Here is a 23979-nt window from a genome sequence, read left to right as displayed (position 1 = left end):
AATGGGGACGGGCTACGCGGGTTCTCGCGCAGATGGTCCTGCCCGTCCCTGCGCGCCGGATGCACAACTGTGCGCCACGCGACGTTGCGGCATGGCGGGCGTGGCTTTGCGTGCTAGAACCATCCCAGACAAGAGGGAGAACATCATGCGCAAACTTCAGGTTTTGGGCGTCCATCACATTACCTTGACCGGTGCCGACCGCCAGTCCACCATTGATTTCTGGGAAGGCGTGCTGGGCATGCCGTTCATCTTCGATCAGCCCAACCTGGACGATCCCGGACAGGGTCACCTCTATTTCGATCCCGGCGACGGGCGCCTGATCACCGTCTTCACCGACGACACCCGCAAACCCGACAATCGCCGCACCCCGATGGACGTGGGCTGCGTGCATCACCTGGCGTTCGAGGTGGACCGCGCCACCTTCGGCCAGGTGCCGGACCGGTTGAAGACGCGGGGCATCGGCAATTCCGGCGTCAAGGATCGCGGGTTCATGGACTCGATCTATTTCAAGGATCCCTGCGGGCTGTTGATCGAACTGGCCTGCTACAAGTTCATTCCGCCGCGCGGGTCCAGCCATGCCGCCGTGCTGATGGAGGCACACAAGATCCGGGTGGCCGCAGGCGACGATCATATCGCCGAAGTGCATCTGGCCGACGCGGTCGAGCGGATCGTGGCGCGGTCGCAAGACTCACTGAGCGAGAATCGGCAGGCGAAGGACCCCTATCGAGGCTCCGAGCCTCAAAACTGATTTATGAACAAAGGGTTAAAGAAGGTGCCCCTACGGTAACAAAATGGTGAGTGTGGCGGTGGCGCAACACGCGTTTCACAGCCTTCGGCGGCGGCATCGAATACGTGACGGGCGGCTGGACATTTTCCGGCGAACTGGCACGTTTCAACCTGCTGGGCCTTGACCTGGACTATGCGTCGCTCGCAGCCGAATACCGTCTGAACAACGGCGTCTCGCTGGGTGCGGACTACACCCGCTTTGACCTGTTCGGCACCGACGTCGACCTGAAATCGGTCTTCGGCTACTACGACATGGGCGAATACACCGTCGGTCTGGCCATCGGCGATTCTTCGGATCTGGACGACACCGTCTACACCGTGTTCGGGTCGTGGGACGTCTCCCCGACAGGCACCGTGGGCATCGACATCACCCGCATCGAAAACGAAACGCTGGTTTCGGCCTTCGCAGACTACGAGTTGGACGCCTACAACGTGCAGGCCGACCTGATCACCACCGAAGACCTGGACCTGGTCTCGGTTGGCGGCGGCTACAGCTTCGGCAACGGCTTCGCGGCCATCGGCTCGCTGTCCTACTTCGATCTGGCAGGCCTCGACGGCACGTCGGTCACAGTCGGCGGTCAGTATGAGTTCACCGAAGGCGCAAACGTCGAACTGTCGGTTGGCCGCATCTCGACAGACTTCGCCGACGTCGATCACGTCAGCTTTGGCCTGAACTACGAGCTGGGCAACCGCACATCCGGTCGTCGCACACTGGGCAACGTGATCAGCAGCGCGACAGGCAGCTTTGCAAATCTGACCAACTTCTGATTGTCCCATCAGAGTTTCACATGATCAGGCGGCCGGGTGGAAACACCCGGCCGTTTTGCCGTTCCGGGCCCGTCTGATTGCGGCGTCCGGATGGTGTACGAGACTGCCGCCAATATGTTCGCAAAAAGGGCAGAGGTTGATCCCTCTGCCCTTTTGCAATTTGCGAATGCGGCTCAGACCGTAATCAGCCGACGTCCTTGTAATTGATCTCGCGCTTGTCCGTGCCGCCCTTCTTGCGACGCACCAGCAACCGGTTCAGCGCGTGGACATAGGCACGGACCGATGCGACGACCGTGTCGGTATCCGCCGATTGTCCGGTGACGATCCGACCGTCTTCGTCCAGCCGCACCGATACCGTCGCCTGCGCATCGGTGCCTTCGGTCACGGCGTGCACCTGATACAGTTGCAGGCGCGCGGTGTGGCTAACCAGCGCCTTGATGCAGTTGAACGACGCATCGACGGGGCCATCGCCGGTCTGGCTGGTCTGGTGTTCGGTGCCATCGACCTCCAGCGTCATGTCGGCCTGCTGCGGTCCTTCGGTGCCACAGACCACGCGCAGCGACACCAGCTTGATCCGCTCGTCCTCGGGATCGGTGGTGGTGCGCATCAGCGCAATCAGGTCCTCTTCATAGATTTCCTTCTTGCGATCGGCCAGCTCCTTGAACCGCACGAACACATCCTTAAGCTGGTTGTCCCCCAGCTCGAACCCCAGATCTTCCAACTTGGACCGCAGCGCGGCACGGCCCGAATGCTTGCCCATCACGATGTTGGTCTCGGTCAGGCCGACGTCCTCGGGGCGCATGATCTCGAAGGTTTCGGCGTTTTTCAGCATCCCGTCCTGGTGGATGCCGCTTTCGTGGGCAAAGGCGTTCTTGCCGACGATGGCCTTGTTGAACTGCACCGGAAAGCCCGAAACGGTTGCCACCCGGCGCGAGATGTTCATCAGCTTGGTGGTGTCGATGCCGGTCTGGAACGGCATGATGTCGTTGCGTACCTTCAACGCCATCACCACCTCTTCCAGCGCCGTGTTGCCCGCGCGTTCGCCCAAGCCGTTGATCGTGCATTCGATCTGGCGCGCGCCTGCTTCAACGGCGGCAAGGCTGTTGGCGGTCGCCATGCCAAGGTCGTTGTGGCAATGCGTGGCAAAGACGATCTCATCCGCGCCCGGCACCCGCTCCAGCAACATGCGGATCAGTGCCGCACTTTCGCGCGGCGCGGTATAGCCCACGGTGTCGGGGATGTTGATCGTGGTCGCACCCGCCTTGATCGCGATCTCGACCGTGCGGCACAGGTAATCTTCCTCGGTGCGGGTCGCGTCCATCGGCGACCATTGCACGTTGTCGCACAGGTTGCGGGCGTGGCTGACGGTCTGGTCGATCCGTTCTGCCATTTCATCCATCGTCAGGTTGGGAATGGCCCGGTGCAGCGGTGACGTGCCGATAAAGGTGTGGATGCGCGGGCGCGAGGCGTGCTTGATCGCCTCCCAGCAGCGGTCGATGTCGGGCAGTTGCGCGCGCGCCAACCCGCAGATCACCGAGTTTTTTGCGTTCTTCGCAATCTCCGCCACTGCGGCAAAGTCGCCTTCCGAGGCGATGGGAAAGCCCGCCTCGATGATATCCACGCCCATTTCGTCGAGCAGGCTGGCAATCTCCAGCTTTTCGGCGTGGGTCATGGTGGCACCGGGCGACTGTTCGCCGTCACGGAGTGTCGTGTCAAAGATGACAACGCGGTCTTGTTCTTGGGTCATGTGAGATCTCTTTTTTGTCCTAAAAGCCTGTGGCGCGCGGCACTCCCCTCTGAGCGGGCGCGCCGGAATGGCACGCTCAGAGGCGGGTTAGGATCAGTAGGTCACGCAGGATCGCACGCGATGCGCGGGCAGAAGGGATATGTGCGACCAGTGTCATGCCCCGAGCATATACCGCGCTTGGATTGAATGAAAAGAGGAAGATTTATTATTTCCGTTCAGTCTCATGGACGGGTGTGCAGGCTGCACTAGGTCGCACGGCATGGCAGATGTATTGATATTGGGCGCCTCGGGCGGGATCGGCGCGGCACTTTGCGCCGCACATGCCGCGCGCGGCGATAAGGTGACGGCGCTGTCGCGCTCCGTCGATGGGTTCGACGTGACCGATGCGGCGTCGGTGGACACGGCGCTGGTGGGCCTCGGCCCCTTCGACCGGGTGATCGTGGCGACGGGCGCCTTGCAAATCGACGGGGCAGAGCCGGAAAAGACTATCAAGGCGATCACGGCCAAGGCGATGGCGGATCAGTTCGCGGTCAACGCCATCGGTCCCGCGCTGGTGCTGTCCCACGCGCATGACCTGCTGAAACCGGACGGCGTGTTCGCGGTGCTGTCCGCGCGCGTGGGCTCCATCGGCGACAACAAGATCGGCGGCTGGATCAGCTATCGCAGCGCCAAGGCGGCGGTGAACCAGATCGTGCACACCACGGCGATCGAACTGGCCCGCACCCACAAGCAGGCGGCGGTCGTGGCGTTGCACCCCGGCACGGTCGCCACGCCCTTTACCGAGAAATACCTCGGGCGGCATCCGTCGGTATCCCCCGACGAGGCGGCAGGCAACCTGATGTCGGTGATGGACGGGCTGACGGCCGATCACACGGGCCGTTTCCTTGACTGGGCAGGCAAGGAGGTGCCTTGGTGAGCCGCCTTGTGCTGGTCCTGGGCGATCAGCTGAGCATGAACCTGTCGGCGCTGAAGGCCGCGCAGAAAACCAGGGACGTGGTCGTGATGGCCGAGGTGCGCGACGAGGGCACCTATGTCCCGCACCACCCCAAGAAGATCGCGCTGATCCTGACCGCAATGCGCAAGTTCGCGGTGCAGCTGCGCGACGACGGCTGGACGGTGGATTACACCACGCTTGACGATCCCGACAACGCAGGCAGCATCGTGGGCGAACTGCTGCGCCGTGCCGAGGAACGCGGCACATCCGAAGTGATCGCAACCGAACCGGGCGAATGGCGGTTGATCGACAAGCTGCGCCATGCCCCGCTGAAGGTCGCGCTGCACGACGACGACCGCTTTATCGCCAGCCACGCGATGTTCGAGGACTGGGCCGAAGGCCGCAAGGCGCTGCGGATGGAGTATTTCTATCGCGAGATGCGGCGCAAGACCGGCCTGCTGATGGACGGCGACGACCCCGCAGGCGGCCAGTGGAATTTCGACCACGACAACCGCAAGCCCGCGCCCGACGACATCAAGACCGACGGACCGCTGCAGTTCGAGCCTGACAAGACCACCCGCGCGGTGCTGGATCTGGTCGCGTCCCAGTTCGGCGACAACTTTGGCGATCTCGAACCCTTCCACTTTGCCACCGACCGCCAAGGCGCGCTCGATGCGCTGGCGCATTTCGTGAAACACGCGTTGGCGCGGTTCGGTGACTATCAGGACGCGATGCTGGACGGGGAGCCCTATCTCTACCACGCCGTCCTGTCGCCCTACATGAACATCGGTCTTTTGTCCCCGCTGGAAGTCTGCGAGGCGGTGCAGGACGCCTATGACGCGGGCGACGTGCCGATCAACGCCGCCGAAGGGTTCATTCGCCAGATCATCGGCTGGCGCGAATATGTGCGTGGCATCTATTTTCTGGAAGGCCGCGACTACACCCAGCGCAACGTGCTGGGCCACAAACGCGATCTGCCCGGCTTCTACTGGGGCACCGAGACCAAGATGCGCTGCGTGCGGCAGGCCGTGGGCCAGACCCGCGCCAACGCCTATGCCCATCACATCCAGCGGCTGATGGTCACCGGCAACTTTGCCCTTCTGGCGGGCGTCGATCCCGCGCAGGTGCACGAATGGTATCTGTCGGTCTATGCCGACGCCTTCGAGTGGGTCGAGGCCCCCAATACCGTCGGCATGAGCCAGTTCGCCGACGGCGGCGTGATCGCGTCCAAGCCCTATGTCTCGTCGGGCGCCTACATCAACCGCATGTCCGACCATTGCAAGCAGTGCAGCTACAAGGTCACCAGGAAGACGGGCGAGGGGGCCTGCCCGTTCAACCTGCTCTATTGGGATTTCCTGATCCGCCATCGCGACCGGTTCGAGAAGAACCCGCGCATGGGCAATATGTACGGCACCTGGGACCGGATGGACGAAGACCGCCGCGAAACGGTTCTGTCGGACGCAAAACGCTTCCTCAAACGGCTGGACGCGGGCGAGGTGGTCTGAGTTTAGCCGTCCTGCTGCAGCGCGCCGTTTTCCCAGTCGCCTGACGCTTCTTCGCCGGTGGAATAGCGCATGGTGCCATCGCCCTGCCGCTTGCCCGCGCGAAACGTGCCCACGTAGACGTCGCCGTTGGCATAGGTCGCGGTGCCGGTGCCGCTGATCTCGCCGCGGACCCACTCGCCTTCATAGGTGAACCCGTCCGACATCACGATCTTGCCCGTGCCGTGGCGCTGGCCGTTCTCGAAGTTGCCTTCGTAGACCGTGCCGTCGGGATAGGTCGCGGTGCCCATGCCGTGGCGCTGGCCATCTTCCCAACTGCCTTCGTAACGGTAGCCGTCGGCATAGGTCATGACACCCTGACCGTCGTTCTTGGCGTTGGCAAAGCCGCCCTCATAGACCACGCCATTGGGATAGACCGCCTTGCCCTGACCCTCGATCACGCCTGCGGTCCATTCCCCTTCGTAGGTCGATCCGTCTGCATAGGTGATCTTGCCCGTGCCATCGGCCAGATCGTCGCGGAAATCGCCTTCGTAGACCGATCCGTCGGGATAGGTCACGCGGCCTTCGCCCTCGATCTGGCCCGCGACCCACTGGCCGATATAGGTATAGCCGTCGTTGCCGATAAAGGTGCCCGAGCCGTCGCGGCGGTCATCCTTGAAGTCGCCCTCGTAGACATCGCCGTTGGCATAGGTCACGCGGCCCTTGCCCTCGCGGCGGCCGGCGACCAGATCGCCTTCGTAGACGTCGCCGTTGGGCTGCGTCAGCTTGCCGGTCCCGTCGATCTGCCCATCGACCCATTTGCCTTCGTATACCAGCCCGTCGGGCATGGTCAGCGTGCCGGTGCCGTGGCGTTCGCCCGCCGCGATCTCGCCGTCATAGACCGCGCCGTCGGGATAGGTGATCGTGCCGACGCCCTGCTTGGCGCCATCGACCCAGTCGCCCTTGTATTCATAGCCGCCGGGGCTTTGCATCACGCCCTTGCCGTGGTGCTTGGCATTGCGGAACGATCCTTCGTAGCGCACGCCATTGGCATAGAGCGCAACGCCCTGGCCCATGATCGCGCCCGCTTCCCACTCGCCTTCATAGGTGCCGCCGTCGGCAAAGGTGATCTTGCCAAAGCCGTGGGGTTTGCCCTTTTCAAAGTTGCCCTCATAGACCGATCCGTTGGGAAAGCGTGCGACGCCTTCGCCCTTGATCTCTCCGTCGACCCACGTGCCGGTATATTCGTAGCCGTTGGGCAGCTTGTAGGTGCCGGTGCCGTCCTGCAGGCCGTTCTTGAAGGTGCCCTCGTAGATCCCGCCATCGTCATATTGCTTTGTCAGAACCTGAGCCTGCTGCGCATGGGCGGCGGCGGGAAGCAGGGCAAGGCAAAAGATCAAACTGCGTGGGGTCATGTGGCACCTTTGGCGATGATGGGGGCAGTCGCCCGTGGATCGTTGCCAAAGGGTAAAGAAACCGCGAGGGGGTCGCAATGGCTTTGCCCGCTTTGATGGCAACACAAGCGCGTGGGCGCGGCGAATTGCCGGCTGGGGCCTTTCACGCGGTGCAGGCAAACCGTATAGGGGCACCCAAGGGCAATTTTCGGAGCACAGCCAATGGCCGACACTTTTCGCATCACGCTGGGGCAGATGAACCCGACCGTCGGCGACATCGAAGGCAACGCCGCCAAGGCCCGCGCCGCATGGGAGGCCGGGCGCGACGCCGGGGCCGATCTGGTGGCACTGCCCGAAATGTTCATCGTCGGCTACAACGCGCAGGATCTGGTGATGAAACCCGGTTTTCACGCCGCCGCCATCCAGGCGGTCAAGGATCTGGCGCGCGATTGCGCCGACGGCCCGGCGCTGGCCATCGGCGGCCCTTGGGTCGAAGGCACCGAGCTTTTCAACGCCTACCTGATCTGCCGCGGCGGGCGCATCGCCAGCCGCGTGCTGAAGCATCATCTGCCCAATGAGACCGTCTTTGACGAGGTGCGCGTGTTTGATGCAGGCCCCCTTGGCGGCCCCTACAGCATCGGCGACGTGCGCGTCGGCAGCCCGATCTGCGAGGATGCATGGCACGAGGATGTCGCCGAAACCCTTCAGGAAACCGGGGCCGATTTCCTGCTGGTCCCGAACGGGTCGCCCTATTATCGCGGCAAGATGGAGACTCGGCTGAACCACATGGTCGCCCGCGTGATCGACACCGGATTGCCGCTGATCTACCTGAACATGGTCGGCGGTCACGATGACCAGGTGTTCGACGGCGCGTCCTTCGCGCTGAACCCCGGCGGCAAGCTGGCGATGCGCCTGCCGGTGATGGCCGAAACCATCGCCCACGTGGATCTGAAGCGCGGCCCCGAAGGCTGGCGCGTGACCTGCGGCGATATCGCACCGCTGCCCGATGACTGGGAGCAGGACTACTACGTGATGGTCGTGGCGCTGCGCGACTATCTGGCCAAGACGGGTTTCAAGAAGGTTCTGCTGGGCATGTCGGGCGGTGTCGACAGCGCCCTGGTCGCAACCATCGCCGCCGATGCCATCGGGCCGGAAAACGTCCGCTGCGTGATGCTGCCGTCGGAATACACCAGCCCCGACAGTCTGGAAGATGCCGAAAGCTGTGCCCGCGCGCTGGGCTGTCATTACGACTATGTGCCGATCACCGAAGGCCGCGCCGCGATCACCAACACACTGGCGCCGCTGTTCGAAGGGCTGGAGCCGGGCCTGACCGAGGAAAACATCCAGTCGCGGCTGCGCGGGCTGCTGTTGATGGCGATGAGCAACAAGTTCGGCGAGATGCTGCTGACCACGGGCAACAAGTCCGAGGTCGCGGTGGGCTACGCCACGATCTACGGCGACATGGCAGGCGGGTACAATCCGATCAAGGATATGTACAAGACGCGGGTGTTCACCACCTGCGACTGGCGCAACGCCAATCACCGCGACTGGATGATGGGACGCGCGGGCGAGGTGATCCCGCAGCGGATCATCACCAAACCCCCCAGCGCCGAACTGCGCGACGACCAGAAAGACAGCGACAGCCTGCCCGACTATCCCGAACTGGATGCCATTCTGGACATTCTGGTGGATCAGGACGGCAGCATCGCCGATTGCGTCGCCGCAGGGTTCGGGCGCGAAACGGCGCAAAAGATCGAAAAGCTGCTGTTCCTCAGCGAATACAAGCGGTTCCAGTCGGCACCGGGGGCGCGTCTGACCAAGCGCGCATTCTGGCTCGACCGGCGCTATCCCCTGGTGAACCGCTGGCGCGACAAAAGCTGACCCGAAAGGCCCCGGCAGTCGCCTGATCTGGACAATTCCCGCGCCCTGTGACACTTCGGCGCTCAACAGGAGAGCGCCCATGTCCAATCAGATCACCACCCGTTTCGCCCCGTCGCCCACTGGCTACATCCACGTCGGCAACCTGCGCACGGCGCTGATGAACTTCATGATCGCGCGCAAGTCGGGCGGCAGTTTCATCCTGCGCATCGACGACACCGACCCCGAGCGGTCGAAACAGGAATATGTCGACGCGATCAAGCACGATCTGGAATGGCTTGGCCTGCACTGGGACCGCGTCGAGCGTCAGTCGGAACGGCTGGACCGCTACGAGGAAGCCGCCGACAAGCTGCGCGCGGCGGGCCGCTTTTACGAGGCGTTCGAGACGCCGACCGAACTGGACCTGAAGCGCAAGAAACAGCTGAACATGGGCAAACCGCCGGTCTACGACCGCGCCGCACTGGCCCTCAGCGACGCCGAGCGTGACGCCCTGCGCGCCGAACGCGGCGGCGGTGTCTGGCGCTTCAAGCTGGACAAGGAGCGGATCGAATGGACCGATGGCATCCTGGGCGACATCTCGATCGACGCGGCCAGCGTGTCCGATCCGGTGCTGATCCGGGGCGATGGCCAGATGCTCTATACGCTGGCCTCGGTGGTCGATGACGTCGAGATGGGCGTGACCCACGTGGTGCGCGGGTCGGACCACGTGACCAACACCGCAACCCAGATCCAGATCATTCAGGCGCTGGGCGGCACGCCGCCGGCCTTTGCCCACCATTCACTGCTGACCGGCCCGCAGGGCGAGGCGCTGTCGAAACGTCTGGGCACGCTGTCCTTGCGCGATCTGCGCGCGGCGGGCGTGCAGCCGATGGCGCTGTTGTCGCTGATGGCACGGCTGGGGTCGTCCGATCCGGTCGAACTGCGCACCGACATGGACGCGCTGATCGAAGGGTTCGACGTGAACCGCTTCGGCTCCGCTCCGACCAAGTTCGACGAACAGGATCTGTACCCGCTGACAGGCCGCTATCTGCAGACACTGGCGCTGGACGACGTGCGCGCCGACATCGAGGCGCTGGGCGTGCCTTCGGACCTTGCGGCGAACTTCTGGGCGGTCACCCGCGAGAACATCAACACGCTGAAGGATCTGGACGCCTGGTGGCTGATGTTCCGCGAGGGCGCAGAGCCTGATATCGACCCCGAGGATGCGGATTTCGTGGCCGAGGCGATGACGTTGCTGCCCGAGGGACCCTACGACGAAAGCACCTGGGGCACCTGGACGGCAGCGGTCAAGGAGGCCACGGGCCGCAAGGGGCGGGGGCTCTTCATGCCGCTGCGCAAGGCGCTGACGGGCCAAGGCCACGGGCCGGACATGTCGGTGGTGATGCCGCTGTTGCAGGTGGTCAAAGCACGCGGCTGAGGTTCATTACGGCGGGCCGACCCTCCGGGGGGAGTTTTCCCGGCAAGATGAAGCTGGGAAGGCTGCGCTGTCAGAGCGCGGCCTTGACCCGGTCCAGATGGTGATCGACCAGCGCCGTTTCCGATGGCGTCAGGATCTGCGCGCGGGGATACTGCGGCTTGGCCCGGTCATCCAGAACCGGGGTGTCCCAGCCCGAGGTGGTGGCGAAGAAGTCGGCCACGCCCTCTTCGCCGAATTCGGTCAGGAAGCCCTGGACGACCACATCGAGATAGCTCAGCAGGATATGGTGCTGCCCTTCGCGGCGCATGTCGCGCGGGTCGATGGCATAGACGGCGATGGATTCTGCATCCTTGGCAGCGTGGGTCACGGCCTCGGTCGCATCGCGGCGGCGATAGCCGGTTTCGCGCGCATCCAGCGCCACCCAGTCGGCGTTGGGCACCGCCGCGATCAGGCCGGAAATGCGCGCCGCAGGATCGGACACCGCCGTCAGGAACACCAGATCGTCACGCTCACGCGCCCGCACCCAGGCCCGCCGCCAACCCGTCAGGGTCGCTGTCTGGGCTTCGGGATATGCGTGGGTCGCACGGTTTACGAGGCTGCCGTAGCCGAAGAAATATGGTGCTTTCATGGGCGCTTGTGTCGGGCGGCGGGGGCGAAGTGTCAAGACGATGCTATCGGCTATTGACTGTATCCGACGCTCTTGGCTACTTATCCGACAATCCGTCATGGGAGAACCGGTTGCAAATACCGGTGCCGAAGGAGCAACCGCCCCGGAAACTCTCAGGCCAAAGGGACCGTGACGGGTAAGAAGACTCTGGAGAGAGGTGCCTGCGCGCACCCGCCGAAGGGATAACGATCTCAGGCGTCAGGACAGAGGGGGCATCGCAGGCGCAGCCATTGGGGCGCGTCGTATGATGCCGGCCTGTTTTTGCAAATGGGCCCGGTCGAAGGAGAGACCGATGTCTGACGATCTGCGCACCCCGCTATATGATTTGCACGTTGAACTGGGCGCCAAGATGGTGCCCTTCGCGGGCTATGCCATGCCGGTGCAATACCCGATGGGCGTGATGGGTGAACACAACCACACACGCAGCGCCGCGGGCCTGTTCGACGTCAGCCACATGGGGCAGGTGACCCTGACGGGCGCCTCCTGGGATGCCGTCGCGCGCGCGTTCGAGACGCTGGTGCCGCAGGATGTGCTGGGCTTGGGCGACGGGCGTCAACGCTATGGATTTTTCACCAACGATGCAGGTGGGATCGAGGACGATCTGATGTTCGCGCGCCGGGGCGACGATCTGCTGGTGGTGGTCAATGCCGCCTGCAAGGGGGCCGATATCGCGCGGATGCGCAGCGCGCTGGAACCGCAGGTGACCGTGACCGAATTGGCCGACCGCGCGCTGATTGCGCTGCAGGGACCGGGGGCCGAGGCGGCCTTGGCGGGGCTGGATGCCCGTGCCGCCGACATGCGCTTCATGGACTTGACCGATCTGGACTTGGCCGATCTGGACCTGAACGGCATCGCGGTCTGGGCGTCGCGCTCGGGCTACACCGGCGAGGACGGCTACGAAATCTCGGTGCCCGCAGCGCAGGCCGAGGCCTTGGCGCGCACCCTGCTGGCGCGAAACGGCGTCGCCCCCATCGGCCTCGGCGCGCGGGATTCGCTGCGGCTTGAGGCAGGCTTGTGCCTTTATGGCCATGACATCGACACCGCCACCACACCCGCCGAAGGCGCGCTGATGTGGGCCGTCCAGAAGGTGCGCCGCCCCGATGGCGACCGCGCGGGCGGCTTTCCCGGCGCTGACGCCGCACTGGCCGCCCCTGCCCGCAAACGTGTCGGCCTGCTGCCCGCGGGGCGCGCCCCCATGCGCGAGGGCGTGGCGATCTATGCCAGCGAGGCGGCGACCGATCCGGTGGGTCACGTGACCAGCGGCAGCTTTGGCCCCACGGTCGGTGGACCTGTGGCGATGGGCTATGTCAATGTCGATCATGCCGCCGCAGGCACGGCCCTCTGGGGCGAGGTGCGCGGCAAACGGATGCCGGTGCAGGTGGCGACCCTGCCCTTTGTTCCGGCCAATTTCAAAAGATAACCCCCTTCAGGAGATCAACAGATGAAATTTACAGAAGAACACGAATGGCTGCGCGACGAAGACGGCGAGATGATCGTGGGCATCACCATCCACGCCGCCGAACAGCTGGGCGACGTGGTGTTCGTCGAACTGCCCGAAGTCGGCACCGTGGTCAGCAAGGACGACGAGGTCGTGGTGATCGAATCGGTCAAGGCCGCCTCCGACATCCTGGCCCCCGTCGACGGCGAGATCATTGAGGTCAACGAGACGCTCGTCGACAATCCCGGCATGGTCAACGACGACCCGCAGGGCGACGCATGGTTCTTCAAGATGAAGATCAGCGACCCGTCGCAGATGGACGAGTTCATGGACGAAGCCGCCTATCAGAAGTTCATCGCCTGATGCGATTTCCGCCGCCCCCTGCACCGGGGGTGGCACCACCACCGTAACATTATTTTAGCAGGGGACGTTTGCATGTCGTTCACGCCGACCGAGTATTTGCCTTACGATTTCGCCAACCGCCGCCACATCGGCCCGTCGCCGCAAGAGATGGCCCAGATGCTTGACTTGCTCGGCGCCGGCGATCTGGACGCGCTGATCGACGACACGCTGCCCAAGGGCATCCGCCAAAAGGAACCGCTGGAGTTCGGCAAGGCCAAGTCGGAACGCGAGTTGCTGCACCACATGGCCGAGGTCGCAGGCAAGAACCGCGTGCTGACCAGCCTGATCGGCCAAGGTTATTACGGCACGGTAACGCCCCCCGCGATCCAGCGGAACATTCTTGAGAATCCGGCCTGGTACACGGCCTATACGCCCTACCAGCCCGAGATTTCCCAAGGGCGGCTCGAGGCGCTGTTGAACTTCCAGACGATGATCAGCGATCTGACCGGGCTCGAGGTCGCCAATGCTTCGCTGCTGGACGAATCCACCGCCTGCGCCGAGGCGATGACGATGGCGCAGCGTGTGTCGAAGTCGAAGGCGCGCGGCTTCTTCGTCGACCGCGACTGCCACCCGCAGAACATCGCCGTGATGCAGACGCGCGCCGCCCCTCTGGGCATCGAGGTGATCGTCGGCAAGCCCGAGGATCTGGACCCCGATGCCGTCTTTGGCGCGATCTTCCAGTATCCCGGCACCTATGGCCACGTGCGCGATTTCACCGCCCAGATGGAGGCGCTGCACGGCGCCAAGGCCATCGGCATCGTCAGCGCCGACCCCCTGTCGTTGACCATCCTGAAAGAACCCGGCGCTATGGGCGCCGACATCGCCGTAGGCAGCACGCAGCGCTTTGGCGTGCCCGTGGGCTACGGCGGTCCGCACGCCGCCTATATGGCCTGCCGCGACGAGATGAAGCGCGCCATGCCGGGCCGGATCGTGGGCGTCAGCATCGATAGCCACGGCAACCGCGCCTACCGGCTGTCGCTGCAAACCCGCGAGCAGCACATCCGCCGCGAAAAGGCCACGTCCAACGTCTGCACCGCGCAGGCGCTGCTGGCGGTGATGGCGTCGATGTACGCGGTGTTCCACGGGCCCGAAGGGTTGAAGGCCATCGCCCAACGCATCCACCGCAAGACCGTGCGCATGGCGCGTGGCCTCGAGGCCGCAGGCTTTGCCATCGACCCAAAGGTCTATTTCGACACGGTGACCGTGGATGTCGGCCCGCTGCAATCGGCAGTGATGAAATCGGCGGTGGACGAGGGCATCAACCTGCGCCGCGTCGGGGAAACCCGCGTCGGCATCAGCCTGGACGAACGCACCCGCCCCGCCGACATCGAAGCGGTCTGGCGCGCCTTCGGTCTGGACGCCAGCGACAGCGACTATGCGCACGAATACCGCGTGCCCGACGGTCTGGTCCGCACCTCGGATTACCTGACGCACCCGATCTTTCACATGAACCGCGCCGAGACGGAAATGATGCGCTACATGCGCCGTCTGGCCGACCGCGATCTGGCGCTGGACCGCGCGATGATCCCGCTGGGGTCCTGCACGATGAAGCTGAACTCGGCCGCCGAGATGATGCCCGTGACATGGGACGAGTTTTCGCTGCTGCACCCGTTCGTGCCCGCAGATCAGGCCGAAGGCTATGCCGAGATGATCACCGACCTCAGCAAGCAGCTGTGCCAGATCACCGGCTATGACGCGATCTCGATGCAGCCCAATTCGGGCGCGCAGGGCGAATATGCGGGCCTGCTGACGATCTCGGCCTATCACCGCGAGAACGGAGAGGGGCACCGCAACATCTGCCTGATCCCGATGAATGCGCACGGCACCAACCCCGCCAGTGCGCAAATGGTGGGCTGGAAGGTGGTGCCGATCAAATCGGCAGAGAACGGCGATATTGATCTGGAAGACTTCCGGACCAAGGCCGCGCTGCACGCCGACAGTCTGGCCGGGTGCATGATCACCTATCCCTCGACCCATGGCGTGTTCGAGGAGACGGTGAACGAGGTGACGGCGATCACGCACCAGCATGGCGGCCAGGTCTATATCGACGGGGCCAACATGAACGCGATGGTCGGCCTGTCGCGCCCCGGCGATCTGGGCGGCGATGTCAGCCACCTGAACCTGCACAAGACGTTCTGCATCCCGCACGGCGGCGGTGGCCCCGGCATGGGGCCGATCGGTGTCAAAAGCCACCTGATCCCGCATCTTCCGGGGCATCCCGCCACCGGCGGCACCGAGGGCCCGGTCAGCGCAGCCCCCTTCGGCTCGCCGTCGCTGCTGCCGATCAGCTGGGCCTATTGCCTGATGATGGGCGGTGACGGTCTGACCCAGGCGACGCGGGTTGCGATCCTGAACGCCAATTACATCGCCAAGCGGCTCGAAGGGGCGTTCGACGTGCTCTACAAGGGGCCCTCGGGCCGTGTGGCGCATGAATGCATCCTGGACGTGCGCCCGTTCGAGGCAACGGCAGGTGTCACGGTCGAGGACATCGCCAAACGGCTGGTCGATTGCGGGTTCCACGCCCCGACGATGAGCTGGCCGGTGGCGGGCACGCTGATGGTCGAGCCCACGGAAAGCGAGACCAAGGCCGAGCTGGACCGTTTCTGCGATGCGATGCTGGCGATCCGCGCCGAGATCGACGACATCGCGCAGGGCCGGATCGACCCGGCCAACAATCCGCTGAAGAACGCGCCGCACACGATGGAAGACCTGGTGCGCGACTGGGACCGTCCCTACACCCGCGAACAGGGCTGCTTCCCCCCCGGTGCATTCCGGGTGGACAAATACTGGCCGCCGGTGAACCGCGTCGACAACGTGCACGGCGACCGCAACCTGATCTGCACCTGCCCGCCGATGGAGACCTACGCCGAAGCAGCGGAATAGGGGGCTTTGCCCCCCGGCCCGTGCGGGCCTCCCCCAGGATATTTGGGGCCAAAAGAAAGACGAGGAGGCGCTGGTGACACCGCCTCCTCCTCCTGAAACGATCTGTCGTTTCTCCTGGCACGGTCATCGGCGTCCCCGCCTGTACCGTGCCCCCAGATCATCGCAAATTGGTTAATATTTCGTATCTCTCTTGGCCGGAAATATCCCCGCCGGAGGCAAGAAAGTTCTATTCCCGCGCCCGCAGCACATGGGCGGGCCGCGCCGAAAGCGGGCCCCAGGCAAAGGCAAGCCCCGCAACCAGAGTGGCGAGGATACCCCCTGCGATGATCGCCAGCGCCGAGGGCCAGATCACCTGATACCCCGTCTCCATCACGAAACGCGACACGGCCCAGCCGCCCGCGATGCCCGCCCCCAGGGCGACCAGTCCGGCGGCAAGGCCCAGAAGGGCTGCGCGCAGGGCGAAGCTGATCAGGATGCGCCTGCGCGACGCGCCGAGGGTTTTCAGCACCGCCGCCTCGTAGGTGCGCGACTGGGTGCCCGCCGACGCGGCACCGATCAGCACCAGGAACCCGGTGAGCAACGTCGCCGCAGCGCCGTAGGAACTGGCGGCCGCGATGCCTGCCAGCACTTCGGCCACGCGGTCGATCGCGTCGCGCACGCGGATCGCCGTGATGTTGGGATAGGCAGAACCGAGGTCGCGCAGGATCGCCGCTTCGGCTTCGGGTGTCGCGTAGACCGTCGAGATGAAGCTGTGCGGCGCGCCGGACAGGGCGGCGGGGTTCATCGTCATGACAAAGCCGATGCCTGCGGTCGAGAAATCGACCTCGCGGAAGGACGCGATGGTGCCGGTGATCTCGCGGCCAAGGACGTTGATCGTCATGGTATCGCCGAGGCTCAGGCCCATCTCCTCGGCCTCTTCCGTGGCAAAGCTGATCAGCGGCGGGCCTGCGTAATCCGGCGCCCACCATTCGCCTGCGGTGATCTGGGTGCGGTCGGGCAATTCGGTGGCATAGGTCACGCCACGGTCGCCGCGCGTGACCCAGTGGTCGCCTGCAACTTCGCGGGCGGGGCGGTCGTTGATCCGGGTGATGACGCCGCGCAGCATGGGCGCGCTGTCGATCCGGCTGACGGCGGGATCATTGACCAGCCGCTCGGTAAAGCCCTCCATCTGGTCCTTCTGGATGTCGACGAAGAAATACGAGGGCGCGACTTCGGGCAGGTTGCCCGCGATGGCGTTGCGCAGGTTGCCGTCGATCTGCCCGATCGAGGCCAGCACCGACAGCCCGAGGCCCAGCGACAGAACCGTGGATGTCGCCCCTTCGCGCGGACCCGAAATGGCGGCCAGCGCCCACCGCAAGGCAGGATGCCCCTGCGCCATGCGCGCGCCGCGCCGCGAAGTCCAGCGGATGACCCAGGCCGCCAGCACCAGCATCACCAGCGCACCTGCGATGCCGCCCGCCATCCACAGCGTCAGCCGCCAGGTGCCCGAAAACAGTCCGGCCAGCCCGATCAGCAGCACCAAACCGGTGGCAACGGCGATCACATAGCGCGTCTTGGGCAGCATGTTCGACCCGCCCAAGGCGTCGCGAAACAGGGTCGCGGCACGCACGTCTTCGGCGCGGGCCAGCGGCCAGAGGGTAAAGATGAACGCCGTCAGCAGGCCGTAAATTCCGGCTTCGATCAGCGGGCGCGGATAGATCGCGATGTTGGCGGGAATCGGCAGGCGGGCTTCGATCAGCGGGGCCAGCAGCACCGGGGTGACGGCACCCAGGGTCAGGCCGATGGCGATACCCAAGAGCGACAGCGCACCGATCTGGATGAAATAGGTCTGGAAAATCGTCGCACGCTCGGCCCCCAATGTGCGCAGGGTGGCGATCACGCTGGTCTTTTCGGCCAGATAGGCCCGCACCGCAGCCGACACGCCGACGCCGCCCACGGCCAGCCCCGACAGGCCCACCAGCACCAGGAACGCGCCCAGCCGTTCGACAAAGCGTGCCACACCCGGCGCACCGTTGCGCGAATCACGCCAGCGCATTCCGGCGTCGCCGAACCTGGCCTCGGCGGCATCTTCCAGCGTGTCGAGGTCGGCATCAGGCGGCAGCATCAACCGGTATTTGGTGTTGAAGAGCGTGCCGGTTTCCAGCAGCCCCGAACCCTGCAGCGCCTCGGTGCGCACAATCGTTCGCGGCCCGAGGCCAAAGCCCGCACCGGCGCTGTCAGGCTCGCGGGTCAGCAGGGCGCTCAGCCGGAAATCCCGTGTTCCAAGCCGCAGGGTGTCGCCGGGGCGCAGGCCCAGCCGGTCGGCCAGCACCTGCTGCATGATCGCACCGGGCAGCCCGTCCTGATCGCCAAGTGCCTGATCCAGCGGGATTTCCGGGTCCAGCCCGACACTGCCGATCAGCGGATAGGCGTCGTCGACGCCCTTCACCTGGGTCAATCCGCGCTCGGTGGTGCCGTCACGGTCGACCACCGCCATCGAGCGGAAATCGACGACGCGCGATACGTCCAGTGCGATCTCGTCCATCCACGCGCGCTCTTCGTCGGTGGCAAAGCGATAGGTGAAATCCAGTTCGGCCTGTCCACCCAGCAGTGCGGCACCCTCGCGGGTCAGCCCTGCGTCGATCGCAGAGCGCACCGATCCGACGGCGGCGATGGCGGCGACGCCAAGCGCAAGACAGGCGAGGAAAATGCGAAATCCGTGCAGGCCTCCGCGCAGCTCGCGGCGGGCCAGACGTGCAGCGATGCGCAGGCTCATGCGTGGGCCTTCTCGGCGATCCGGCCATCGACCAGCCGCACGACCCGGTCGCAGCGTTCGGCCAGCGCGTTGGAATGGGTCACCAGCACCAGCGTCGCCCCGTGGCGGTCGCGCAGATCGAACAGCATGTCCATGATCGCATCGCCATTGGCCAGGTCCAGATTGCCGGTGGGTTCATCCGCCAGCAAAATGCGGGGCCGCGTCACCGACGCCCGCGCCAGCGCCACGCGCTGTTGCTCGCCGCCCGACATCTGCGAGGGATAGTGCCCGGTGCGATGCCCCAGACCGACGGTCTCGAGTTCGGCCTCGGCCCGCGCAAAGGCATCGCGCACACCCGCCAGTTCCAGCGGGGTGGCGACGTTCTCCAGTGCGGTCATCGTCGGGATCAGGTGAAACGACTGGAACACCACGCCCATGTTGTCGCGGCGAAAGCGCGCCAGCGCATCCTCGTCCAACCGGGTCAGATCGTGCCCCAGCGCCATGACGGTGCCGTCGGTCGCCCGTTCCAGCCCGCCCATAAGCATCAGCAGCGATGATTTGCCCGATCCCGAAGGGCCGACCAGACCCACGGTTTCACCCGCGGCGATCTGCAGGCTGATGCCGTGGAGGATTTCGACCCGCCCGGCATTGCCATCCAGCGACAATGTCGCATTTTCAAGGGTCAGGACTGGATCGGACATGAATTCGTACCTTTATAGAGGGTACGTTTGGATATGGAGGCTGGATCACGATGCGCAAGGCGATAGTCGGTATTCTCGTTGTTTTGTCAGGGCCTGCCCTGGCCGAGCCTGTGGTGATCGCGGCCCTTGGTGACAGTCTGACCCAAGGGTACGGGCTGCCGCAGGAAGAGGGCTTTGTTCCGCAATTGGAAAGCTGGCTGCGCGAACAGGGTGCCGATGTGCAGATCCTGAACGCGGGCGTGTCGGGCGACACCACGGCGGGCGGCCTGTCGCGGGCGGCCTGGACGCTGACGCCGGACGTGGACGCGATGATCGTCACACTGGGCGGCAACGATCTGCTGCGCGGCATTGATCCGGCGGTCAGCCGGGCCAATCTGGACGGTATCCTGCAGGCGGCGGCAGAGGCCGATGTCGAGGTCTTGCTGGTCGGAATGCAGGCGCCGGGCAACTATGGGCCCGAGTACAAGGCGGCGTTCGATGCGATGTATTCAGAGCTGGCCGAACAATACGACACGCTTTATGCGCCCAGTTTTTTCGAAGGCATGGGGGGTGTCGGCATTGATCCGGCTCAGGTGCGCGGCTTGATGCAGGCCGATGGCATTCATCCGAATGCGGAAGGCGTGGTGCAGATCGTGCAGGGACTGGGGCCGGAGGTTCTGAACCTGATATCGGAGCTCCCCGAAAGCTGAGCGGCTTACCGCGCTGCGCAGCACCCTCTGCAAATAAAACCGGAACAAACAAAAACGGACGCCGAAGCGCCCGTTTCATCTATCATGTCAACAAAAAGGCTTGCGCCCAAAAGGCTTACGCCAGTGCGATGTTGATCGCGCTTTCGCGATTGTCGCGGCCATTTTCGATGTCGAAAGTGACTTTTTGGTTGTCGGCCAGACCGGTCAGGCCCGAACGCTCAACAGCCGAAATGTGCACGAACACATCTTTGCTGCCGCCATCGGGTGCGATAAAGCCGTAGCCTTTTGTTGTGTTGAACCATTTAACGGTGCCAGTAGCCATCGTTATTCTCCTTTAAAAACTGCCCACGGGATGCGGCAGGTCGGCAAAGTCTAGACAGATCGAGAGACTGGGCCGGTAAAGGAGCAGTGTGGTCGATAGGTGTAACGTCGCACTTTGCGTATGCACAATGCGGCAATGAAAATCAAGCAAAATGAGACTCGCGCAGCCAATAGGCAAAAGCACGCCTAAGATCCGCAGTGCCGCATTTTTGAGCGCCCGCGCAGGAAAGTACAACCCTCCGCCTCAAATTTTATTTTTTACCAGTTGATAAAAAAATAGTTCCGTGAGAGCGTTTTTGCAAAGATGACAGCAAAATGTCTTGGGAGCGTAAAGATGGCAGACAACGAATTTACACCGGGGATCAGGGCAGGGCGACTGGAACACGGTGCCTATGCGGCGCAGTTTTCGGACCTGCACCCACCGCTGGACGATCACGAGGCGCTGGTCGCCGCCGACCGCTGCTATTTCTGTCACGACGCGCCGTGCATCACGGCCTGTCCCACCGACATCGACATTCCGCTGTTCATTCGCCAGATCACCACGGGCACGCCCGATGCGGCGGCCAAGACGATCCTCAGCCAGAACATCATGGGCGGCATGTGCGCCCGCGTCTGCCCGACCGAACAGCTGTGCGAACAGGCCTGCGTGCGCGAAATCGCCGAGGGCAAGCCGGTGCTGATCGGCCAGTTGCAGCGCTATGCGACCGACCATCTGCAGCAGCAGGGCATTCATCCGTTCGTGCGGGCCGAGGCGACGGGCAAGACTGTTGCCGTCGTCGGCGCCGGGCCTGCGGGCCTGTCCTGCGCGCACCGGCTGGCGATGCTGGGGCATGATGTCGTGGTCTATGACGCGCGGCCCAAACCCGGCGGGCTGAACGAATTCGGCATCGCCGCCTACAAGACACCCAACGGCTATGCGCAGGCCGAGGTCGATTGGCTGCTGCAGATCGGCGGCATCCGCATTGAGACCGGCAAGGCACTGGGCGCGGGCCTCACGCTGGATCAGCTGAAGGCGGACCATGACGCGGTGTTCCTGGGCGTGGGCCTTGGCGGCGTGAATGCGCTGGGGGCCGTGGGCGAGGACAAGGATGGCGTGTCGGACGCGGTCGATTTCATCTCGGAACTGCGCCAGTCGACCGACCTGACCGCGCTGCCCATCGGGCGCGATGTGGTTGTGATCGGTGGCGGCATGACCGCGATTGATGCGGCCGTTCAGGCCAAGCTGCTGGGCGCGCTGAACGTCACGCTGGTCTACCGCCGTGGCCGCGACCGAATGAACGCCAGCCCCTTCGAGCAGGATCTGGCCGCCAGCAAGGGCGTGCGGATCGTGACCCACGCGGTGCCCGTCGCCGTGCACGGCAACGGTGCAGTGCGCGAGATCGAGTTCGAATATGTCGATGCCACGATGAAAGGCACCGGCGAGACGCTGCGCCTTGCCGCCGATCAGGTGTTCAAGGCCATCGGCCAGACGCTGCAGGGCGACGGTCTGCCCGACCTCGACGGGCGCAAGATCGCCGTCACAGTGACAGGGCGCACCAGCGTCGCAGGCGTCTGGGCCGGGGGCGACTGTGCCTCGGGCGGGGACGATCTGACGGTGACGGCAGTCGCCGAAGGCCGCGATGCGGCGATGGACATTCATTCGGCTTTGATGGGCTGACGGTCGGGCTGCGGCCCACCTTGAGGAGATATAAAATGGCAAATCTGCAAAGCGACTTCGTCGGCATCAAAAGCCCAAACCCCTTCTGGCTGGCTTCGGCGCCGCCCACGGACAAGGAATACAACGTCCGCCGCGCCTTTGAGGCCGGTTGGGGCGGTGTGGTCTGGAAGACGCTGGGCATGGAAGGTCCGCCCGTCGTCAACGTCAACGGCCCGCGCTATGGCGCGATCTGGGGCGCGGACCGCCGTCTGCTGGGGCTGAACAACATCGAATTGATCACCGACCGCCCGCTGGAAGTGAACCTGCGCGAGATGAAGGCGGTCAAGCGCGACTATCCCGACCGGGCGCTGATCGCGTCGATCATGGTCCCCTGCGAGGAAGAGGCGTGGAAGGCGATCCTGCCCCATGTCGAGGACACCGGCGCGGACGGGATCGAACTGAACTTTGGCTGCCCGCACGGCATGGCCGAGCGTGGCATGGGCAGCGCGGTGGGGCAGGTGCCGGAATATATCGAAATGGTCACCCGCTGGTGCAAGATGTACACGCGGATGCCGGTCATCGTGAAGCTGACGCCGAACATCACCAACGTGCTCTATCCCGCCGAGGCGGCCAAGAGGGGCGGCGCGGACGCGGTGTCGCTGATCAACACGATCAACTCGATCACGTCGGTGAACCTCGACAGCTTTGCACCCGAGCCGATGATCGACGGCAAGGGCACCCACGGCGGCTATTGCGGCCCCGCAGTGAAACCCATCGCGCTGAACATGGTGGCCGAGATTGCCCGCAACCCCGCCACTGCCGACATGCCGATCAGCGGCATCGGTGGTGTCACCACATGGCGCGACGCGGCGGAATTCCTCGCACTGGGCGCGGGCAACGTGCAGGTGTGTACGGCGGTGATGACCTATGGGTTCAAGATCGTTCAGGAAATGATCTCGGGCCTGTCGGAATATATGGACAGCAAGGAGATGACGTCGGTCGACCAACTGGTGCGCAAGGCGGTGCCGAACGTGACCGACTGGAACCAGCTGAACCTGAACTACGTCGCCAAGGCCAGGATCGACCAGGATGCCTGCATTTCCTGCGGTCGCTGCTTTGCCGCCTGCGAAGACACCTCGCACCAGGCCATTGCGATGTCCGAAGACCGCACATTCACCGTGATCGACGAAGAATGCGTGGCCTGCAACCTGTGCGTCAACGTCTGCCCGGTCGAGGATTGCATCAGCATGGTGCCGATGGACGCAGGCTCCACCGATCCGCGCACCGGCAAGGTGGTCGATCCGTCCTATGCCAACTGGACGACGCACCCCAACAACCCGTCTGCGACAGCGGCGGAGTAAGCGCGCATCACGCCGGGGCGGTGCGCTGCCCCGGTGTCAGCAGGTTGCGAAACATGGTCTGCAGGAACTGCGATGCGGCGTCGATGGGCTCCTCGCCCTCCAGCAACACCTCGATCTGCGCCTGAAAGTCGGCATAGTGTTGCGTGGTCGCCCAGATCGAGAAAATCAGATGGCGCGGATCGACCTGCGCCAGTTGCCCCGCGTCCATCCACGCGCGGATGACGGCACAGCGATCATCGAACAGGGGCTTGAGATCGGCACGCAGATGCGGGTCCATCCGGGGGGCACCTTGCAGGATTTCATTGGCGAACAAACGGCTCTCGCGGGGCAGATCACGCGACATGTCCAGCTTGCGTTGGACATAGGCCAATATCTCGGTCAACGGCTCGCCCGCCGGGTCCAGCGCGATCAAGGGGTCCAGCCAGGTTTCCATCAACTGGCTCAGCAGCGTGACATGAATTTCCTCTTTTCCATCAAAGTAGTAGAGGATATTGGGCTTGCTCAGTCCCGCCTGCTCCGCGATCTGGTCCAGCGTCGCGCCGCGAAAGCCGTGGGCCGAAAACACGTCCAGCGCCGCGTCCAGAATCCGGCGGCGGTTGCGCTGCTGGATGCGGCTGGTTTTCCTGGGAAGTTGATCGGCCAAAGCGCGCCCCTTTTCGATGCTGTAAATTCGGGCAGAAGCGCAAAGGCTGCGCAATGTGTTTCAGTCAGTTCTTGACTCAAAAGGTGCAGAGCGCAATCG

At 64.2% G+C, this 23979-nt stretch carries 19 protein-coding genes and 1 riboswitch; of the genes, 12 read left to right on the top strand and 7 right to left on the bottom strand.

Translation table 11 applies throughout. The features are described from left to right. Nucleotides 1-145: 145 nt before the first annotated feature. Both NTA49_RS14265 and NTA49_RS14260 read left to right on the top strand, forming a co-directional pair. Nucleotides 146-748 (top strand): VOC family protein, encoded by a 603-nt coding sequence (locus tag NTA49_RS14265; protein WP_258295471.1) that lies wholly within the window; start codon nt 146-148, stop codon nt 746-748. 50 nt (nt 749-798) lie between these two features. After that, complete coding sequence (locus NTA49_RS14260; protein WP_258295470.1) at nt 799-1554, top strand: porin; 756 nt, start codon at nt 799-801, stop codon at nt 1552-1554. Between the two features lie 184 nt (nt 1555-1738). Here NTA49_RS14260 and NTA49_RS14255 read toward each other — a convergent pair whose 3' ends face one another. Next, the gene (locus NTA49_RS14255; protein WP_258295469.1) at nt 1739-3301 is read right to left on the bottom strand and encodes a 2-isopropylmalate synthase; all 1563 of its coding nucleotides are present in this window, start codon (nt 3299-3301) and stop codon (nt 1739-1741) included. A 259-nt stretch (nt 3302-3560) separates the two neighbouring features. Here NTA49_RS14255 and NTA49_RS14250 point away from each other — a divergent pair, with 259 nt between their 5' ends. Next, on the top strand, nt 3561-4217 hold the full coding sequence (locus tag NTA49_RS14250) for an SDR family NAD(P)-dependent oxidoreductase (protein WP_258295468.1): 657 nt from the start codon (nt 3561-3563) through the stop codon (nt 4215-4217). Continuing rightward, a complete protein-coding gene (locus NTA49_RS14245) occupies nt 4214-5740 on the top strand; it encodes a cryptochrome/photolyase family protein (RefSeq protein ID WP_258295467.1) in 1527 nt (508 codons plus the stop codon). Before NTA49_RS14250 ends, NTA49_RS14245 begins: the two co-directional genes overlap by 4 nt. Nucleotides 5741-5742: 2 nt before the next feature. Here the strand turns inward: NTA49_RS14245 and NTA49_RS14240 are convergent, their stop codons facing one another. Then, entirely contained in the window at nt 5743-7131 is a 1389-nt protein-coding gene (locus NTA49_RS14240; protein ID WP_258295466.1) for an MORN repeat-containing protein, read from the bottom strand. A gap of 201 nt (nt 7132-7332) precedes the next feature. On the opposite strand from NTA49_RS14240, the gene NTA49_RS14235 reads away from it, so the two are divergent. Beyond that, nucleotides 7333-8991, top strand: coding sequence for an NAD+ synthase (locus NTA49_RS14235; protein WP_258295465.1), 1659 nt, complete (start codon nt 7333-7335; stop codon nt 8989-8991). A 79-nt stretch (nt 8992-9070) separates the two neighbouring features. Further along, nucleotides 9071-10405, top strand: a complete 1335-nt coding sequence (gltX, locus tag NTA49_RS14230) for a glutamate--tRNA ligase (protein ID WP_258295464.1) — start codon at nt 9071-9073, stop codon at nt 10403-10405. Between the two features lie 70 nt (nt 10406-10475). On the opposite strand, the gene NTA49_RS14225 is transcribed toward gltX, so the two are convergent. Next, nucleotides 10476-11033, bottom strand: coding sequence for a gamma-glutamylcyclotransferase family protein (locus NTA49_RS14225; RefSeq protein ID WP_258295463.1), 558 nt, complete (start codon nt 11031-11033; stop codon nt 10476-10478). Between the two features lie 88 nt (nt 11034-11121). After that, nucleotides 11122-11212, top strand: a riboswitch (glycine riboswitch). A 152-nt stretch (nt 11213-11364) separates the two neighbouring features. Here NTA49_RS14225 and gcvT point away from each other — a divergent pair. The 3 genes from gcvT (at nt 11365) to gcvP (ending at nt 15795) form a co-directional block, all read left to right on the top strand. Continuing rightward, complete coding sequence (gene gcvT, locus NTA49_RS14220) at nt 11365-12492, top strand: glycine cleavage system aminomethyltransferase GcvT (protein ID WP_258295462.1); 1128 nt, start codon at nt 11365-11367, stop codon at nt 12490-12492. A 21-nt stretch (nt 12493-12513) separates the two neighbouring features. Further along, nucleotides 12514-12873, top strand: a complete 360-nt coding sequence (gcvH, locus tag NTA49_RS14215; protein ID WP_258295461.1) for a glycine cleavage system protein GcvH — start codon at nt 12514-12516, stop codon at nt 12871-12873. A 72-nt stretch (nt 12874-12945) separates the two neighbouring features. Beyond that, entirely contained in the window at nt 12946-15795 is a 2850-nt protein-coding gene (gene gcvP / locus NTA49_RS14210; RefSeq protein WP_258295460.1) for an aminomethyl-transferring glycine dehydrogenase, read from the top strand. A gap of 226 nt (nt 15796-16021) precedes the next feature. Here the strand turns inward: gcvP and NTA49_RS14205 are convergent, their stop codons facing one another. Both NTA49_RS14205 and NTA49_RS14200 read right to left on the bottom strand, forming a co-directional pair. Next, entirely contained in the window at nt 16022-18550 is a 2529-nt protein-coding gene (locus NTA49_RS14205; protein WP_258295459.1) for an ABC transporter permease, read from the bottom strand. After that, entirely contained in the window at nt 18547-19230 is a 684-nt protein-coding gene (locus NTA49_RS14200; protein ID WP_258295458.1) for an ABC transporter ATP-binding protein, read from the bottom strand. Before NTA49_RS14200 ends, NTA49_RS14205 begins: the two co-directional genes overlap by 4 nt. A 50-nt stretch (nt 19231-19280) precedes the next feature. Between NTA49_RS14200 and NTA49_RS14195 the strand changes: the two genes are divergently transcribed. Next, on the top strand, nt 19281-19919 hold the full coding sequence (locus NTA49_RS14195; protein ID WP_258295457.1) for an arylesterase: 639 nt from the start codon (nt 19281-19283) through the stop codon (nt 19917-19919). Nucleotides 19920-20034: 115 nt separating this feature from the next. On the opposite strand, the gene NTA49_RS14190 is transcribed toward NTA49_RS14195, so the two are convergent. Beyond that, nucleotides 20035-20241: a cold-shock protein gene (locus NTA49_RS14190; RefSeq protein ID WP_028955124.1), complete on the bottom strand. Its 207-nt coding sequence runs from the start codon at nt 20239-20241 to the stop codon at nt 20035-20037. A gap of 333 nt (nt 20242-20574) precedes the next feature. Between NTA49_RS14190 and NTA49_RS14185 the strand changes: the two genes are divergently transcribed. Together NTA49_RS14185 and preA are read left to right on the top strand one after the other, a co-directional pair. After that, nucleotides 20575-21897 carry an NAD(P)-dependent oxidoreductase gene (locus NTA49_RS14185; RefSeq protein WP_258295456.1) on the top strand — a complete coding sequence of 441 codons (1323 nt, stop codon included), beginning with the start codon at nt 20575-20577 and terminating at the stop codon, nt 21895-21897. 35 nt (nt 21898-21932) lie between these two features. Further along, nucleotides 21933-23237: an NAD-dependent dihydropyrimidine dehydrogenase subunit PreA gene (gene preA, locus NTA49_RS14180; RefSeq protein WP_258295455.1), complete on the top strand. Its 1305-nt coding sequence runs from the start codon at nt 21933-21935 to the stop codon at nt 23235-23237. 7 nt (nt 23238-23244) lie between these two features. Here preA and NTA49_RS14175 read toward each other — a convergent pair whose 3' ends face one another. After that, nucleotides 23245-23880 carry a TetR family transcriptional regulator C-terminal domain-containing protein gene (locus NTA49_RS14175; protein ID WP_258295454.1) on the bottom strand — a complete coding sequence of 212 codons (636 nt, stop codon included), beginning with the start codon at nt 23878-23880 and terminating at the stop codon, nt 23245-23247. Between the last annotated feature and the right edge of the window lie 99 nt (nt 23881-23979).

Source organism: Pseudosulfitobacter koreensis, assembly GCF_024733015.1.
Classification (GTDB): domain Bacteria; phylum Pseudomonadota; class Alphaproteobacteria; order Rhodobacterales; family Rhodobacteraceae; genus Pseudosulfitobacter; species Pseudosulfitobacter koreensis.
The sequence above is the reverse complement of the archived record's forward strand: the minus strand, read 5'-3'. Positions and strand labels throughout refer to the sequence as shown.